This window comes from Corynebacterium efficiens YS-314, assembly GCF_000011305.1.
GTDB lineage: Bacteria > Actinomycetota > Actinomycetes > Mycobacteriales > Mycobacteriaceae > Corynebacterium > Corynebacterium efficiens.
The window spans coordinates 113,186-127,230 of the sequence record NC_004369.1; the positions used below are offsets into that span (position 1 = coordinate 113,186).

The 14,045-nt window shown below is 64.2% G+C and carries 15 protein-coding genes; 7 read left to right on the top strand and 8 right to left on the bottom strand.

The genetic code is table 11. From position 1 onward, the window contains the following. Position 1: 1 nt before the first annotated feature. The 3 genes from CE_RS00780 (at position 2) to CE_RS00790 (ending at position 2,196) form a co-directional block, all read left to right on the top strand. Positions 2-1,384, top strand: coding sequence for a M20 family metallopeptidase (locus CE_RS00780; RefSeq protein ID WP_011074817.1), 1,383 nt, complete (start codon positions 2-4; stop codon positions 1,382-1,384). A gap of 90 nt (positions 1,385-1,474) precedes the next feature. Beyond that, positions 1,475-1,870: a YidH family protein gene (locus tag CE_RS00785; RefSeq protein WP_006768585.1), complete on the top strand. Its 396-nt coding sequence runs from the start codon at positions 1,475-1,477 to the stop codon at positions 1,868-1,870. After that, a complete protein-coding gene (locus CE_RS00790; RefSeq protein ID WP_006768584.1) occupies positions 1,870-2,196 on the top strand; it encodes a DUF202 domain-containing protein in 327 nt (108 codons plus the stop codon). The genes CE_RS00785 and CE_RS00790 overlap by 1 nt, the downstream gene beginning before the upstream one ends. 626 nt (positions 2,197-2,822) lie before the next feature. Here the strand turns inward: CE_RS00790 and CE_RS00795 are convergent. Beyond that, positions 2,823-4,232, bottom strand: coding sequence for an IS1380-like element ISCef6 family transposase (locus CE_RS00795; protein ID WP_011074819.1), 1,410 nt, complete (start codon positions 4,230-4,232; stop codon positions 2,823-2,825). 351 nt (positions 4,233-4,583) lie between these two features. Between CE_RS00795 and CE_RS00800 the strand changes: the two genes are divergently transcribed. Further along, entirely contained in the window at positions 4,584-5,291 is a 708-nt protein-coding gene (locus CE_RS00800; protein ID WP_162096708.1) for a PIG-L deacetylase family protein, read from the top strand. Here CE_RS00800 and CE_RS00805 read toward each other — a convergent pair whose 3' ends face one another. From CE_RS00805 to CE_RS00830, 6 genes are all read right to left on the bottom strand, one after another. After that, positions 5,292-5,798, bottom strand: a complete 507-nt coding sequence (locus CE_RS00805; protein ID WP_231295065.1) for a SixA phosphatase family protein — start codon at positions 5,796-5,798, stop codon at positions 5,292-5,294. It lies immediately after the preceding gene. A 65-nt stretch (positions 5,799-5,863) separates the two neighbouring features. After that, the gene (locus tag CE_RS00810; RefSeq protein WP_006768580.1) at positions 5,864-6,490 is read right to left on the bottom strand and encodes a hypothetical protein; all 627 of its coding nucleotides are present in this window, start codon (positions 6,488-6,490) and stop codon (positions 5,864-5,866) included. 41 nt (positions 6,491-6,531) lie between these two features. Then, positions 6,532-7,587, bottom strand: coding sequence for a restriction endonuclease (locus CE_RS00815; RefSeq protein ID WP_006768579.1), 1,056 nt, complete (start codon positions 7,585-7,587; stop codon positions 6,532-6,534). Between the two features lie 24 nt (positions 7,588-7,611). After that, positions 7,612-8,475 (bottom strand): pantoate--beta-alanine ligase, encoded by an 864-nt coding sequence (gene panC / locus CE_RS00820; protein WP_006768578.1) that lies wholly within the window; start codon positions 8,473-8,475, stop codon positions 7,612-7,614. Position 8,476: 1 nt separating this feature from the next. After that, the gene (gene panB / locus CE_RS00825; RefSeq protein ID WP_006768577.1) at positions 8,477-9,286 is read right to left on the bottom strand and encodes a 3-methyl-2-oxobutanoate hydroxymethyltransferase; all 810 of its coding nucleotides are present in this window, start codon (positions 9,284-9,286) and stop codon (positions 8,477-8,479) included. A 77-nt stretch (positions 9,287-9,363) separates the two neighbouring features. Beyond that, a complete protein-coding gene (locus CE_RS00830) occupies positions 9,364-10,575 on the bottom strand; it encodes an FAD-dependent monooxygenase (protein WP_035109116.1) in 1,212 nt (403 codons plus the stop codon). Between the two features lie 135 nt (positions 10,576-10,710). Between CE_RS00830 and CE_RS00835 the strand changes: the two genes are divergently transcribed. Further along, a complete protein-coding gene (locus CE_RS00835; RefSeq protein WP_006768575.1) occupies positions 10,711-11,889 on the top strand; it encodes a PucR family transcriptional regulator in 1,179 nt (392 codons plus the stop codon). 104 nt (positions 11,890-11,993) lie between these two features. On the opposite strand, the gene CE_RS00840 is transcribed toward CE_RS00835, so the two are convergent. After that, positions 11,994-12,566: a DNA-3-methyladenine glycosylase gene (locus CE_RS00840; protein WP_006768574.1), complete on the bottom strand. Its 573-nt coding sequence runs from the start codon at positions 12,564-12,566 to the stop codon at positions 11,994-11,996. Positions 12,567-12,694: 128 nt separating this feature from the next. On the opposite strand from CE_RS00840, the gene CE_RS00845 reads away from it, so the two are divergent. Both CE_RS00845 and CE_RS00850 read left to right on the top strand, forming a co-directional pair. After that, the gene (locus tag CE_RS00845; protein WP_035109114.1) at positions 12,695-13,312 is read left to right on the top strand and encodes an HAD family hydrolase; all 618 of its coding nucleotides are present in this window, start codon (positions 12,695-12,697) and stop codon (positions 13,310-13,312) included. After that, the gene (locus CE_RS00850; protein ID WP_006768572.1) at positions 13,309-13,875 is read left to right on the top strand and encodes a gamma carbonic anhydrase family protein; all 567 of its coding nucleotides are present in this window, start codon (positions 13,309-13,311) and stop codon (positions 13,873-13,875) included. Before CE_RS00845 ends, CE_RS00850 begins: the two co-directional genes overlap by 4 nt. The last annotated feature ends 170 nt before the right edge of the window (positions 13,876-14,045 follow it).

A 14,045-nucleotide genomic window follows, 5' to 3' on the forward strand; every position in this document is an offset into this window, starting at 1 on the left:
TATGAGCAGCCAACCACTTCCACCACCGACCACGTACCTGGATTACATGGAGGAGGGGATCGCCCGGCGCAAGGCCGAGGCGGAGGCGCTCATGGCGGCCGCCGAGGGGGTCCTCGCCGACTATCCCGGGCAGACCGTGTTGTGGCGTGATCTCCAGGAACGCGGGGAAGCCCTGCGGGATGATCTCCGTGACATCGCCTTCGATCTCCACGACCACCCCGAGGAGGCCTTCGAGGAGTTCCATGCCAGGCAGGTGATCGTCGACAAGCTCGCGGCGCGCGGGTTCACCGCTGAGACCGGCGTCTACGGCGTGGAGACCGCCCTGGAGGCGAGCTGGACCACCCGGGGGTATGACGCGACGCGTCATCCCACCATCGCCATCCTCGCCGAATACGATGCACTGCCCGAGATCGGGCACGCCTGCGGGCACAATATCATCGCCGCCGCCGGTGTCGGCGCCTTCCTCACCGCGACGGCCGTGCTTGCCGACGCCGAACGCACCGCCCCCGACGGCCTCGGCTTCGAGGGACGGCTCGTGCTGCTGGGCACCCCCGCCGAGGAGGGCCACTCCGGCAAGGAATACATGATCGCCGGCGGTGCCTTCGAGGGCATTGACGCCGCCATCATGATCCACCCCTTCGCCTATGACATCGCCGAACACGTCTGGGTCGGACGACGCACCATGACCGCCACCTTCCACGGGGTCTCCGCGCACGCCTCCGCCCAGCCGTTCATGGGCCGCAACGCCCTCGACGCCGCCAGCCTGGCCTACCAGGGCCTCGGCGTGCTGCGCCAACAGATGCCCCCGAGCGACCGCCTCCACGCGATCGTCACCGAGGGCGGCAACCGCCCCAGCGTCATCCCGGACGAGGCGAGGATGGCGGTGTACGTCCGGTCCCTGCTGCCCGAGGCACTGGTGGAATTGTCCACCCGCGTCAACGATGTCATGGAGGGCGCCGCGAAGATGGCCGGGGTCGGCCTGGAACTGAACTGGGACATCCACCCCGCCAGCCTCCCGGTACGCAACAACCACGTCCTGGCCACCCGCTGGGCCCGCACCCAGCAGCTGCGGGGCCGCACCGCCCTGCCCGCCGGGATCCTGCCCGACACACTGGCGGCCTCCACCGACTTCGGCAACGTCTCCCACATCATCCCCGGCATCCACCCCATGGTGAAGATCTCCCCGGAGAATGTCGCCCTGCACACGAGGGAATTCGCCGTCTACGCCCGCACCGAGGAAGCCGTGGACGCCGCGGTGGACTCCTCCATAGGCCTGGCGCAGGTGGCGGTCGACGCCCTGGCCGACCCCCGGCTGCTCGCCGCGGCCCGCGCCGAGTTCGAGGCCACCGGTGGGGTGCTCAAGGTGGCCGACTACCTGGGGTGACCTCCATAAGGGGCGGGGGAGTCGTAGAATGCTGGTTGCCGATGATCTGGACCCCATGACTGATATCGGCTGACCGGGAGGACAACGCTCATGACCAGTGACAGCGAGAACGACGACCGCAGCCGTTTCGCCCGGGCGGTCTTCCCCGACGGGGAGGAACCGGACCCCCGGTTCACCTTGGCCAATGAACGCACCTTCCTCGCCTGGACCCGCACATCCCTGGCATTTCTCGCCGGTGGCATCGCCTTCGAGGCATTCCCCATAGAGGGCTTCGACCCCACCTTGCGCACGGGTATCGCGGTATTCATCATCGCGGTGGGCATGCTCATCGCTGCCGGCGCCGCAGGGCGGTGGATGCATGTGGAGCGGGCGATGCGCAACGGCCGCCCCCTGCCGGTGCCGGCCATCGTGCCCCTGCTGTCCCTATCCGCACTTATCGCCGCCGCAGCTGTCCTCGTCCTCTTCTTCACCGGGGAGGGGACCTGATGTACCTGGAACCCCTCCACAACGATCCCGGACTACAGCCCGAGCGCACGACACTGTCCTGGACCCGGACCACCATCTCCCTGGCGGTGTGCACCGCGGTGCTGTTGCGGTGGACGAATTTCTATGGGGTGGCCATTCTCATTCCGGTGGTGATCCTGGTGGCCCTGTCCATGTTCATCCTGGTCACCCAGCGGATCCGGTACACCAGGCAGTCCCTGGGCATTGCGAGCGAACGGGTGCCACCCAATGTCATCGGGGTGGGCGCACTGACACTGACGATGTTGGCCTTCGGTGCCACTGGGATCTTCTTTGTCACCGCGCACTGATGACACATTGGGGGCACGGGGGCACGTTCACGGGGCATCCGGAGGTGCGATCATGCCTCCATAAGCCACCCCCCAATGATCACATTAAACCCACGAAATTATCACAAATTAATAACATTTGTTGCGGGGGGTTTCTTCCCAGCGATAGAGCTGCGAACATAACCCGTATCACCCCGTACCGACGTGGGAATCGGTTCCGGGGGTGAAGGAATTCTCTGACCGGTGTCGTAATCTTGCTAGCGGATCGATGTTCATCGAGGGCCCATTATCCGGAGCCCCCGGCCAGAGAAATCTTCCGCGGTGGATCCCCAAGGGGTATCCACCGCGGAAGTTTTTATGTGACCAGCTGTTTTTGGGGGGAGTTACCATGGTCTGATGTGGGGAAGGGATGACCTCCCCACCCGCGGACATGAAGGATAGGTCTGACTTACACTCACAGGGATTATGTGAGGCGCTAGAAAAATCATCTAAGCCTGGATCCGCCGATGGTCCTTCGGTGATCGGTTGATCTCAGCTGAGGGAACCACCAAGATTTTCGGGCAGGAGTGATCCCCAGATCACGTCGTCGTCTGGTTGTTCCACGAATTGGTAGGTCAGCTCGGGCCGAAGGACTTCGGCGCAGGTGGTCAGGCGGGGACAGCCACCGGAGGCGAGTGACCGTGGGTGAACAGCTTCCGCCACTGGGCTTCCCATTTCCAGCCCTCCGGCAGGTGCAGCACCAATCGCCGGGACCGACGCGCCACCCGGGCCGCCACGATGACGATCCGACGCCGGATCGTCGCAGTCGTGGCCCTGGCCAGGCTGGTACCAGCAATGACCCCGGCCGCGCGGGTGAGGTTGAAGGCCATGACCGCGCATACCAACCACGCCGCATTCGCGGTGAATTTCCCTGATGGCATATGCGCCAGGGCGCTATTCTTCAGATCGGCGTTGACCTGCTCAATGATCGCGTGCTGCCGGTGGGTTTTATCCGCGGCCACGGTATCGAGGATGTCTGGGTCGGCGGTGGTGAACACCGCGTGGAAACGGTGCAGATCAAACAGGCCGGGCTGATCCACGTCCTTCTTGTTCAACTCCGGTATCCGGCGGACCACCAGACGTCCGGGGACCTGATCTGCCTCCGGCTTCGATGCAAAAGCAACGAAGGGGATTTCTGCGACTTCTGCTGAGGAGATCCAGGCCTGGGTGTCCTCGTCGAAGAGTGCGTCGGTGTACTCAATTGTTTCCCAGGAGGTGTCCGGGATCGTGGTGATCGCCTGGCGGATGTTGCGCGTCATCCGCGCGGTGACCGACACATCCGCACCTGCGGTGCGTGCTGCGTGGATGCTGGAACGGCTGTAGAACGCGGAGTCAGCGCGCATCAGGATCTTCTGCCCTGCCATGGCCGGTAGGCGTCGGGTGGTGGTGATGGCATCGGCGATCAACCGGCCGGCACCACGCGGGGAGCCACAGGCCCCGCGGCGCAGGCGTTGGGCCACGATCACCGGGGCGGACTCCCTTGTGGTGACAGTCGCCAGCAGGGCGTTGAGTCCGCGGATACCGGAGTAGCCGAAGCCGGCGCCTTGTTTCTGGTGTCCGTGGACTTCGATGATGGTGTCGTCGACATCGACGAAGACGTACCCGCTGGTGGTAGCCGGGTCGGGTACCAGGGTAGGTGCCTGGTCCGCCAGGTTGATCAGGAACCGGGAGGCGACGGCGTCGAGTTGGCGGACATGCCCGAAGGTGAAGGCCCGGAGGAAGGAACCCAGGGTCGAGGGTGCGTAGATCCGGCTAAACAGTCGGTTCATGCCGCCGTGGCGCAGCAGATCCATGTCGTCAATCGAGTCGGCACCGGCGACCATCCCGGCGATCAGGGAGGTGATCTTCGCCCCGGCATTGGCGCCCTTGTCGCCTGGCACAGTCATCCGGTGCTGCGCCAGGGCTGACAGCCCTGCGGCATCAGCCAGGCGCATGGTCGGGACCAGGCCTGCAGACGACACGAGGGTGGGGTCATCAAAGGAAATGGATATGGCTGCGGGGGTGTGAGATAGTTGCACCTGAGAGATGCCCTCCTGGATGGGGAATACAGACCTTCGACAAGTCGTATTATCCCAGTTCAGAAGGGCGTTTCTCTTTTTCCCACGCCGCTACCCCTAAATCACATCGGTGTATCCAGGCTAAGTGGTAAATGACGGTACTAGGAAGGGGTGCTCATGACTGGTGTGGTGGTGGCGTGTGGTGTCCTCGGGATTTCCCTGTTCTTCCTGCTGTGGTTGGTTCCTGTACGGCGGAAGGTGATGAGACGGTTCCGTTTCAGCACGCCACTCCTGTGGTGGATGCAGGGGCTATCCCTCCTAGTGGCGGTGTTCGCGCTGGTGACTGCCATTTGGTTCCCCGGTGATTCGCTTATGGAAGCAGTGGCAGTCGGGCTGACGGTGTTGTTCCTAACCGTTGGTCTGGGTGCCCTCGACCGCCTGCGGTTGCTCACGCAGACCGCCGTGAACCGGCGCGTCTACATGATGATTGCGGCGCACCCGGGTGACCTGGTCTATGGGGCCGGTGGCACCATCGCATCGCTGTGGGATTGTGGTCATAATATTCACGGTCTTACCGTCACCAATGGGCGCAGCGGGGAGGATGTTGATCTGCTTCCGCGCCGCACCCGCGAGTGGGCCCGCTTCCTGGGATGCAATTCGATGACCCTGGGTAATATCCCCGTGGAGCAGGCGGAGCAGGATTATGCCATGATCCGGGAGCTGATCGAGGATCAGATCCAGCGGTACAATCCCGATGTCATCATCACCCATTCCCCCCATGATTCCGATCCGGTACGGCAGGCGGTGGCCCAGGCGGTGGTGCGGATGGCCAACCCACGCCAGGCTGTGCTCGGACTGCGATCAGAATCCAGCACCGCCGACTTCCAGCCGGGCCAGGTCTATAACATTGTGGACTATCTGGATATGAAGAATACCGTCATGGACCAGCACCACCAGGAGTGGGACCGCACTGAGACCCGCGAGGTCTATGAGGTCCTCCGGCGGGGGAGCGGCGTGCCTCTCCCGGGTTGTCCGGTGGATGAAACCACCAGCTGTGGCGTGACTGGGCAGCCGGGGTGACTAACCCCGGGGAATGACAAAATCCGTGAGCCGGGCCAGGTCATCAGCCAGGGTCTTCCACGGGGTGTCGAATTCCAGGACGGCGATGGCGCTGGTGGGGAATTTCTTGTCCATCTGCGCCCACCCCGGGTGTTCATCCTCGGCGCCGAAATGGTGCGCGAGTTCCACCACGCCGGGCCAGTGCCCCACAAAGAGCGCGGTGCCCACCGATTCCGGTAGTCGCAGGATCAGGTGCTCGAAGTAGGAGACCTCGGTTTCGTAGATCTCGTCGTGGTAGTGCACATCCTTCGCCACCGCCCCGCCAGCCTGGGCGCGTTCCCAGGTCAGGCGGGTACGGGTGGCTGTGGAACACAACACGTGGTCAACCGGGCCGATGTTCTCCGCCAGCCACTGACCGGCGGCCTTACCGTCACGGTGACCACGCTTGTTCAGTGGGCGCGCATGGTCGGGCTCCGGTTCCGCCCAGGATGACTTGGAATGGCGCATGATTACCAGACGATGGGACATGGTCATCACCTTAGCCAAAGACCAGCGCGCTTATCGACGAAAACCCCCGCCCCCGCACCTGCTCATCAACGGAAATATCTCCGCGCCGTCTCGGCGGCCTCGGCCCCGGCCACCCACTCATCAATCTGGGTGGAGACCCGCTGTGCCGCTGCGAGGTTACCGGAGTGCAGGGCATGCTGGGCATCGCGGACCAGGGCATGCCAGGTGGCCGTTGGGATCGGGTAACCGGATTGGTGGGTGTAATCGTGGAAAGCGCACAACTGGTGCAGTAGTGCCAGTTCAGAAGGGTCGCGGGTGTCATTGATCACCACGGGCAGGTCCAGGTCTGGCTGGGGGAGCTCACGGTCTTTCCGGGAGAGATACCAGACGCGCCCCAGTGACACCGGGAGGCCCACCACCACCAGCATCATGAGGATCCCCGCCATCACCAGCAGGGCATCCGAGGATCCATCCGCACTCCCGAACAGGGCCAGGGTCACGCTCAGCGCCACCATGCTCATCAACGTGACCCGGGCGTATCTGGCACTGCGTACCGCCCGATCTGGCTTATGGGGCAACAGTGCTTTCAGGGCAGCCCTGTCAGGAAGAACCATCGCCCGTGACCCGCTGCCCAGATCCTCATTGGTCACCCGGGCCAGCCGGGTGAAATCACGGTGGCCGAGGATCTCCGGGAGCAGGGGGTGAAGGGACATGGTGGTTCTCAGGCTAGCTCATAAACCCGGTGCCTGGTCAGCTATGGCAATGCAGTGTCCACCGGCACCCAGATCTGTTTCAATGGCAGGGCTTGGACGGTGGTGCTGGAGAGTTTGTCGTAGTTGTTCAGGACCGCTTGGATGATGTCCTGGGCGTCCCATACTTTCAACCGGAATCGTTTGCCCATCACTTCCTGGCGGGCGGCTGAGGTGAGGCCACCCCAGGCCACGATCAGGCCGTAATCGGCTTCATGGGAACTCACGAGGCCGGTGAGTTGTTGCACAACAGGCCTGTCCACCTTCGGGGTTTTCACCTGCACCAGGATCTTGGGAGATTCAAGCCCCAGCAGGCCCCGGCCTGCAATGATGTCGATGCCGCCGTCTGGCCCCTCCGGGGATTCCTCGACGTGGAATCCCTCGGCGCGCAGAATGTCGCTGATCAGGCGGGTCAACCCATGTCCGGTGAACTCCTGGCTGATCAGTTCCGAGATCTGATCCAGGGCCATCTCCTCGATGTCCTGTTGAACCGTCGGAACATTGGGATCCTCGTTCTCCGCGGTGGCAACCGTGGCGGCCATTGCCGCCTTCCCCAGGGATTCCTGTTGTATACCGGGATCGGTGCCGGTTTCGAGCAGAGTCTTCAGGCGGTACTCGGCCTGGTTCCTGCTGGGGGAGAACACGGTCAACGTGGCACCGAGGCTGTACAGCAGATCCTGTTTGACGGCGGTGCGTGGTACCCGGTTTATCCAGTTGATGCCGAATACCAGGCGCTTCTCCGGATCCTCCTGGTCATCCAGGTACTGCAGGGGGGTGGTGATCCACCCCAGGGCGATCTCCCGCGTCTGTTTGATCGGCATAGCGATCAGATCGCCCACCTTGATCCGCCCCACCAGCATCCACAGCTGCGCGATGATGTTGGGAATCGCCGTGGACTCATGGGCATAGGCTCTTTCTACGTGGGCCTGCACTTCCTCCCGCGTTGTGCAGGAGAGCAGTTCTGGTCCCGCTTCATACCATCCACCGCCGGAGAATCCCTTGCTCCAGGCCCATTCCGCCCGTTCGCCGTGCTTGCCTGCGCGGATCACCCATGCCACCATGTGCTGCTCCTAGTTCTTGCGCTCTCACCGCGGGGTGAGTTCGATGTTGTCGATCAGCCGGACCTGGCCGACGTGGATTGCGGCGACGACCAGCGCGGGGCGGTCGAGGGCCCCGGTGACGGTGAGGGGTTCGAGGGTGGCGGCGTCGACAAGCTCCAGGTGGTCCAGACGCACCCCTTGGGCCGCGCGCAGCTGCGCACGCGCGCCCTCGATGTCGAGTGGCTGGCCGGTGGCGGCGCGTTCCTCCAGGTCGAAGAGTACACGCGGCAACACCAGCGCAGCTGCACGATCAGCCCCGGAAAGCCGCTGGTTGCGGCTGGATTCCGCCAGTCCGTCGGCGGCACGGATGATCGGCACGGCGCGGATCTCCAGGGGGAAATCCAGGTCCCGAACCAGACGTCGGATCACGGCGACCTGCTGGGCATCCTTCTGCCCGAAGTAGGCGCGGTCCGGGCGCACCAGGTTGAAGAGCTTTGCGACGACCGTCGCCACCCCATCGAAATGCCCCGGCCTGCTGGCGCCCTCGAGCCGCTCACCCATCTCACCGGTGCGCACCCACAGCATCGGCAGGCCGGTGGGGCCGTACATCTCCTCCACATCGGGGGCGAATACAACATCCACGCCCTCGGCCTCCAGCAGTGCCACATCGGCATCGAGCTGGCGGGGGTAGTTGCGGTAGTCATCGCAGTCACCCAGCGCCTCGAACTGGAGGGGGTTGACGAAGATGCTGGTCACCACCACATCATTCTCCTCCCTGGCCTTCGCCACCAGGGATGCGTGACCGGAGTGGAGGGCGCCCATGGTGGGCACCAGGCCTATGGAGCGCTGCTGGGTGTGGAGGGGCGTCAGGGCGTCGAGAAGCTCTTTCTTGGTGCGTGCAACCAGCATGTCAGTAGCTCTCCACCTCGCCGGGGAACGCGCCGGAGCCCACCTCATCGGCGTAGGCGCGGGCGGCCTCGAGCAGCTGATCGCCTAAGGTGGCGTACTCACGGACGAAACGCGGCTTGCGGCCCCGGTTGAACCCGAAGGCATCCTGCCACACGAGCACCTGGCCATCGGTGCCGTTACCTGCGCCGATGCCGATGGTGGCGATGTCGAGCTGGTTGGTCACCTCGGTGGCGATCTCGGCGGGGACCATCTCCAGGACCACGGCGAAGGCACCGGCGGCCTGGACGGCGTGGGCGTCGGCAAGCAGCTTGTCCGCACCGCTGCCGCGGCCCTGGACCACGGGTCCGCCGAGGGCATGCTCGGACTGCGGGGTGAAACCGATGTGCCCGCAGACGGGAATGCCGGCGTCGACAATGCGCCGGATGGTGGAGGCCATCTCCACACCACCCTCGATCTTGACGGCCGCGGCGCCGGTCTCCCGCATGACGCGCACGGCGGATTCCACCGCCTGCTGCTCACTGACCTCATAGGTGCCGAAGGGCAGATCCACAATGACCAGCGCACGTTTAGCCGCGATGGTGACCGCCTTGGCCAGCACGATCATCTCATCCAGGGTGATCGACAGGGTGGTCTCCCGCCCCAGCACCACATTGGCGGCGGAATCACCGACCAGCAGCATATCGATCCCCGCCTCATCAAAGATGGCGGCGGTCATCGCGTCATAACTGGTGAGGACGGAAATCTTCGTCCCATTCGCCTTCGCCTCATGGATGTGACGGGTGCGGATCTTCTTTGCATCAATGCCAGACATGACGATGAGTATAGAGGCCACCCGGGATACCCAGGTGACGTGAGTGCTACTTGATCGGTTCCGGTGGGGAGATCTTCTCAGGAAGCGACAGGGGACGGGTACCGGTCCGCCACATGCTCATGGATCCACCCCAGGTAGCGATCCCACGCATCCGGCGCACCCAAACGGGCATTCCGTGCCTCGGCCGCCGGGCCATCGGGAAGATGATAAACATCAGCGGCGGCCAGCGAGGTGATCTGCACCCGGCGGGCGCGGTCCGCCCGCAGCTCCTGGTACCGCTGGCGGGCGGTGTCCCAGCCGGTGCCCTGTTCCAGCCCCTCCATAAGGCAATCGGCGAGCACGATGGCGTCCTCTATGGACTGGTTGGCGCCCTGGCCGTGGTGGGGGACCATGGCGTGGGCGGCGTCGCCGATGAGCGTGATGCGCCCCTTGCTCCACCGCTGCAGCGGTGGGCGGTGGAAGAGCGCCCACCGTTCGGTCACGGGGTTGGCGCTGATCATCTCGGTGATGGCCGGGGCCCACCCCTCGAAGGCCCTGAGGTGTTCATCCTCCTCCGCCACCGGTACCACCCAGGAGCTTTCCTCCCACGGGCCGTTGTGACGCTGCACCAGGAAGAAGTTCTGCACCCCGCCGCCGATGGGGTAGTGCAGCAGGTGCCCACCGGGGCCCATCCAGAACTGGATGGCCTCCGGATCGGGGAGCGACGGCATCTTCTCGGGGGCGACCAGTCCGCGCCAGGCGTGGCAGCCGGAGAACTGGGCGTCATCATAGCCCAGGATCTCCCGACGCAACCGGGAACGTACCCCGTCGGCACCGATGACCAGATCAGCCTCCACCGTGTCACCGTCTGCGAAGTACAGGACCGCGGCATCGGTGCGCTCCTCCACCCGGATGCACCGCTTGTTCAGATGGATCGCGTCCTCGCCCACCGCATGCTTCAGGATGTGCTGCAGGTCAGCGCGGTGCACCCCGTAATAGGGTGCGCCGGCACGCTCGTGGTAGTCCTCGCGAGAGGAGATCCGGCTGATCACCCGGCCATCACGCCCGTCGCGCAGGATCAGCCCATCCACATCGGCGCTCTTCTCCGCCAGTTCCTCCCCGACGCCGAGTCGGTCGCGCAGGAAATGGGTGGCGTTGGCGGACAGGGCCACGGCGGCACCGACCTCACGCAGCTCGGAGGCCTGTTCGTAGATCTGTGGTTCCAGTCCGCGGCGGCGCAGTTCCGCTGCCAGGGTGAGTCCACCGATACCGGCTCCCACGATGGCGATCCTGGTACGTGATGATGTCATGTGCTTCTCCTTCACTTGGGTGTCGCTTATGGAAGATCGTAGGAGCCGGGCCGGGGCGGTTTCATCGGCGTTCTGTGGCAATTTACCGACGGGTTTTCCGACACTCTGTCGGATGCTCTGGGTACTGTCGGACGGATGAAGCGTTTGCCTGAGCTTGACGACGCCCTCCAGAACCTCTCGGAGGACCTCGACCGTCGCCTGGTGGTGATCGACAGGACCATGCGGGTGGTGTCCTATTCCATCCATGAATCCCCAGCGGACCGCCAGCGTCTCTTCCACATGCTTGCCCACAGTGATTCCTGGCCCCGACCCGTCACCACGACCACGCCACATCAGGTGGTGGAGATCCCGGATGTCGGCCCCATGCTCTTCCTCCGGTTGCTTGACCCCCGCAGGCAGATCATCGGTCACCTGGTCCTGCCCGTGGATGACTCTGCGCCGGAGGAGTCTGTGCTCGCCGGTGCGGCGGCTGCCACCCCGCACCTGTCGACACTGCTTGCCGCCCGCCAGCACGATGACATGGACCGGGAGGCCCGTTCCCATCATCTGGCTGTCCAGTTGGTCAGCGGTGATGCCGGGGCGCGGGCGAAGGCTGCCGACGCACTCATCACGGAACGTTTCCTCAGCTCAGCGGAGAGCTGCTGCGCTGTTGCCCTCGGCGTGGATCCGCGCGGCGCGACACCCCTGGATCATGAGAAGACCGCACAGGCCGTGACACGGACCCTGGATTTTGTGCGGGAGACCTCCACCGCGACCGTCATCGGTGGTGTCCTGGATGACAGGGTTGGCGTGCTCGTGTTCCCACGGCCGGTGGTGGTTCCCAGGCTGCGCCGGATCCTGGAGGATCCCCAACTGATACCGGTCCGGGCGGGCATTGGACCACTGGTACCGCTGGGGGAGGTCCACCGTTCCCTCGACCGTGCCCGCCTGTCCTGGCGGGCATCCTGGCTGGCACCGGATGCCCACGACACCGTCACCACCTGGGAGACCGTGGGGTTGGATGGGACCCTGGCGCGGCTGCCCCTGGAGGATTTCCTCCCCGAGGATCTGCCACCCTCCATAAGGGAACTGCTGGCGGCGGTGGAGTCCCCGATGCTGCTGGACACCCTGGAGGCCTATCTCACCGCCGGCGGCGATGCGCAGCAGACCGCACGCACCCTCAGCATCCACCGCTCAACTTTGTACTACCGGCTGGACAAGCTACGTGTGCTTATCGACGGCGACCTCAGCGACGGCCTCCTCCGCCGTGAACTCCACACCGGGCTGCGGATCGCGCAGCTCGCGGGCCTGGTTCCCGGGGAATGGACGAAATGAGGTGAAAACGACGATAACGGGTGAAAATTAAGGTGCTAAACGGAAGAAAACACATTTTCTTCCATATAGGACAGGTGCTATCGGTATCTAAATGATTGAAGCCGTCATTTTCGGGTCTTCGGCCTGCCCCGTCGCACACTCACCGTGGGATCACCCGGGATCCAGAACCGCAGCGGGGCATCGGCGTTCTTCGTGATGCCTACCCGGGGCCCACTGACCCACTCGGGGCGTTCTGAAGGTTCCATCAGCTGGAAATCCGTGCCGTTGATGGGGGCGTGGTTATCGCTCAGTTGGAAGTTGAGGGCCTGCCCCAGGTTGCCGGGACCCTGGGCCAGACGGGTGAAGGGGACGTCACCGCGGCGTCGATAAGCAATGTCCTCCCCGGCCACCACCTCACCCGCACGCAACAGGACACCCTGGCCCACGCCCTCCGGCGCGCAGGCGATATTGCCCGCGCGGTGGATGCCATAGGAGATGTAGATGTACATGTGGCCGCCGGGGCCGAACATCGCGGCATTGCGCGCGGTCTTGCCACGGTGTGTGTGGGCGGCGGCATCCTCCGCGCCGAGATAGGCCTCCACCTCCGTCAGACGGATCGACACCCCGTCATGGGTGAAGATGCAACCGAGGAGCTGCGGGGCGACAATATCTGCGGGTTGGAGGAAGTCGATGGGCATGGCAGCGATTGTAGGCGGACATACAATTCCGGCCACGGCGCTGGCATAACTACCTAGACTGAAACCACACCGCCTATGGGTGGATGGTTCCCGTGGCGAATGAGACAGCATGCAGCAAGGAGGCCCACATGGCTGCTTCACCCAGGACATACCTTTTCGATTTGTACGGTGTGACGTTGAAGGTCGAGGGACCGGCGCAGTTCGAACGTGTAAACCGTGTGATCGGCGAACCGGGGAAAACCGAGCACTTCCGGGAGGTGTACACGGAACTGCGGCAGGATCTCAACGCCGGGCGCATCTCCGAGATCAGTTATTGGAACCAGGTGCAGGCCCGCGTCGGGTTGCTGGATTTCGATTTCGGTGAGGCGATGGCCGCTGATTATGCCGGCATCACCGAGATGGATGAGGACGTCCGCGGGTTCATCGACGGGCTCAAGGACCGGGGCCACCGGGTGGGCGTGCTGGCCAATATCCCCCGCGGGGTGGCCGCGCGCCTGCGTGATGTGCACGGCGAGTGGCTGAACTCCCTGGATGCCGTGTTGTTCTCCTGCGAGATCGACACCGCCAAACCCGATCCGAAGGCCTATGAGGTGGCCATCGAGGCACTCGGCGTGCCAGCGGGGGAGATCACCTTCATCGATGACCGTAGCGTCAACGTCGAGGCCGCCCGCGAGGCCGGCATGAACGCCATCCACTTCACCACCCTCGATGCGCTGAAACAAGAACTGAAGGAACAACTGTCATGACTGAAGCGACCACCGGACCCCTGATCCTGCCCTTCAACGGCAAAACCCCCCGCATCCACGAATCCGCCTGGATCGCCCCGAACGCCACCATCATCGGTGACGTCGAGATCGGCGCGGATGCCTCCGTGTTCTACGGGGTGGTCCTGCGCGGGGATGTCAACGCCATCCGCATCGGCGCACGCACCAACATCCAGGACAACTGCGTCCTCCACGTCGACGCCGACGCCCCCTGCACCCTCGGCGATGATGTCACCGTCGGCCACATGGCCCTCGTGCACGGTTCCACCGTGGGCAACGGCACCCTGGTGGGCATGAAGGCCGGGCTGCTCTCCCGCAGCGTGATCGGGCCGGGGTCCCTCATCGCCGCCGGTGCGATCGTGCTCGAGGGGCAGGAGATCCCCGCGAAATCCCTCGCCGCCGGCGTGCCAGCGAAGGTGCGACGGGAGCTTTCCGACGAACAGTCCTCCGCCTTCATTCCCCACGCCGGACGCTATGTGCAGACCTCCAAGGCACAGGCCTCCATAAGCGAGACATTGCCGCTGGATGAGGTGCGTTTCAGTTGATTCCCAGGCCGTAGTGGGGGACTGGCAGGCGTGATACTTTGGGGAAGGTAGTGGTCCCACTGCCACCACCCCTCACAACATGGGAGATTCCGATGGGCACACCTTTTTATCATCCGGACAATAACTCGGGCAGCAACTCAGATAACCAGGGTGCCAATCCCAATCCGTGG

Bases quoted from the DNA above. Each gene is read 5' to 3' on its own strand.
- CE_RS00790 (WP_006768584.1), top strand. From the start codon at position 1,870: ATGTACCTGGAACCCCTCCACAACGATCCCGGACTACAGCCCGAGCGC.
- CE_RS00780 (WP_011074817.1), top strand. From the start codon at position 2: ATGAGCAGCCAACCACTTCCACCACCGACCACGTACCTGGATTACATG.
- CE_RS00830 (WP_035109116.1), bottom strand. From the start codon at position 10,575: ATGACATCATCACGTACCAGGATCGCCATCGTGGGAGCCGGTATCGGT.
- panC (WP_006768578.1), bottom strand. From the start codon at position 8,475: ATGCTGGTTGCACGCACCAAGAAAGAGCTTCTCGACGCCCTGACGCCC.
- CE_RS00805 (WP_231295065.1), bottom strand. From the start codon at position 5,798: ATGTCCCATCGTCTGGTAATCATGCGCCATTCCAAGTCATCCTGGGCG.
- CE_RS00810 (WP_006768580.1), bottom strand. From the start codon at position 6,490: ATGTCCCTTCACCCCCTGCTCCCGGAGATCCTCGGCCACCGTGATTTC.
- CE_RS00785 (WP_006768585.1), top strand. From the start codon at position 1,475: ATGACCAGTGACAGCGAGAACGACGACCGCAGCCGTTTCGCCCGGGCG.
- CE_RS00800 (WP_162096708.1), top strand. From the start codon at position 4,584: ATGGAAGCAGTGGCAGTCGGGCTGACGGTGTTGTTCCTAACCGTTGGT.
- CE_RS00835 (WP_006768575.1), top strand. From the start codon at position 10,711: ATGAAGCGTTTGCCTGAGCTTGACGACGCCCTCCAGAACCTCTCGGAG.
- CE_RS00850 (WP_006768572.1), top strand. From the start codon at position 13,309: ATGACTGAAGCGACCACCGGACCCCTGATCCTGCCCTTCAACGGCAAA.
- CE_RS00815 (WP_006768579.1), bottom strand. From the start codon at position 7,587: ATGGTGGCATGGGTGATCCGCGCAGGCAAGCACGGCGAACGGGCGGAA.
- CE_RS00845 (WP_035109114.1), top strand. From the start codon at position 12,695: ATGGCTGCTTCACCCAGGACATACCTTTTCGATTTGTACGGTGTGACG.
- panB (WP_006768577.1), bottom strand. From the start codon at position 9,286: ATGTCTGGCATTGATGCAAAGAAGATCCGCACCCGTCACATCCATGAG.
- CE_RS00840 (WP_006768574.1), bottom strand. From the start codon at position 12,566: ATGCCCATCGACTTCCTCCAACCCGCAGATATTGTCGCCCCGCAGCTC.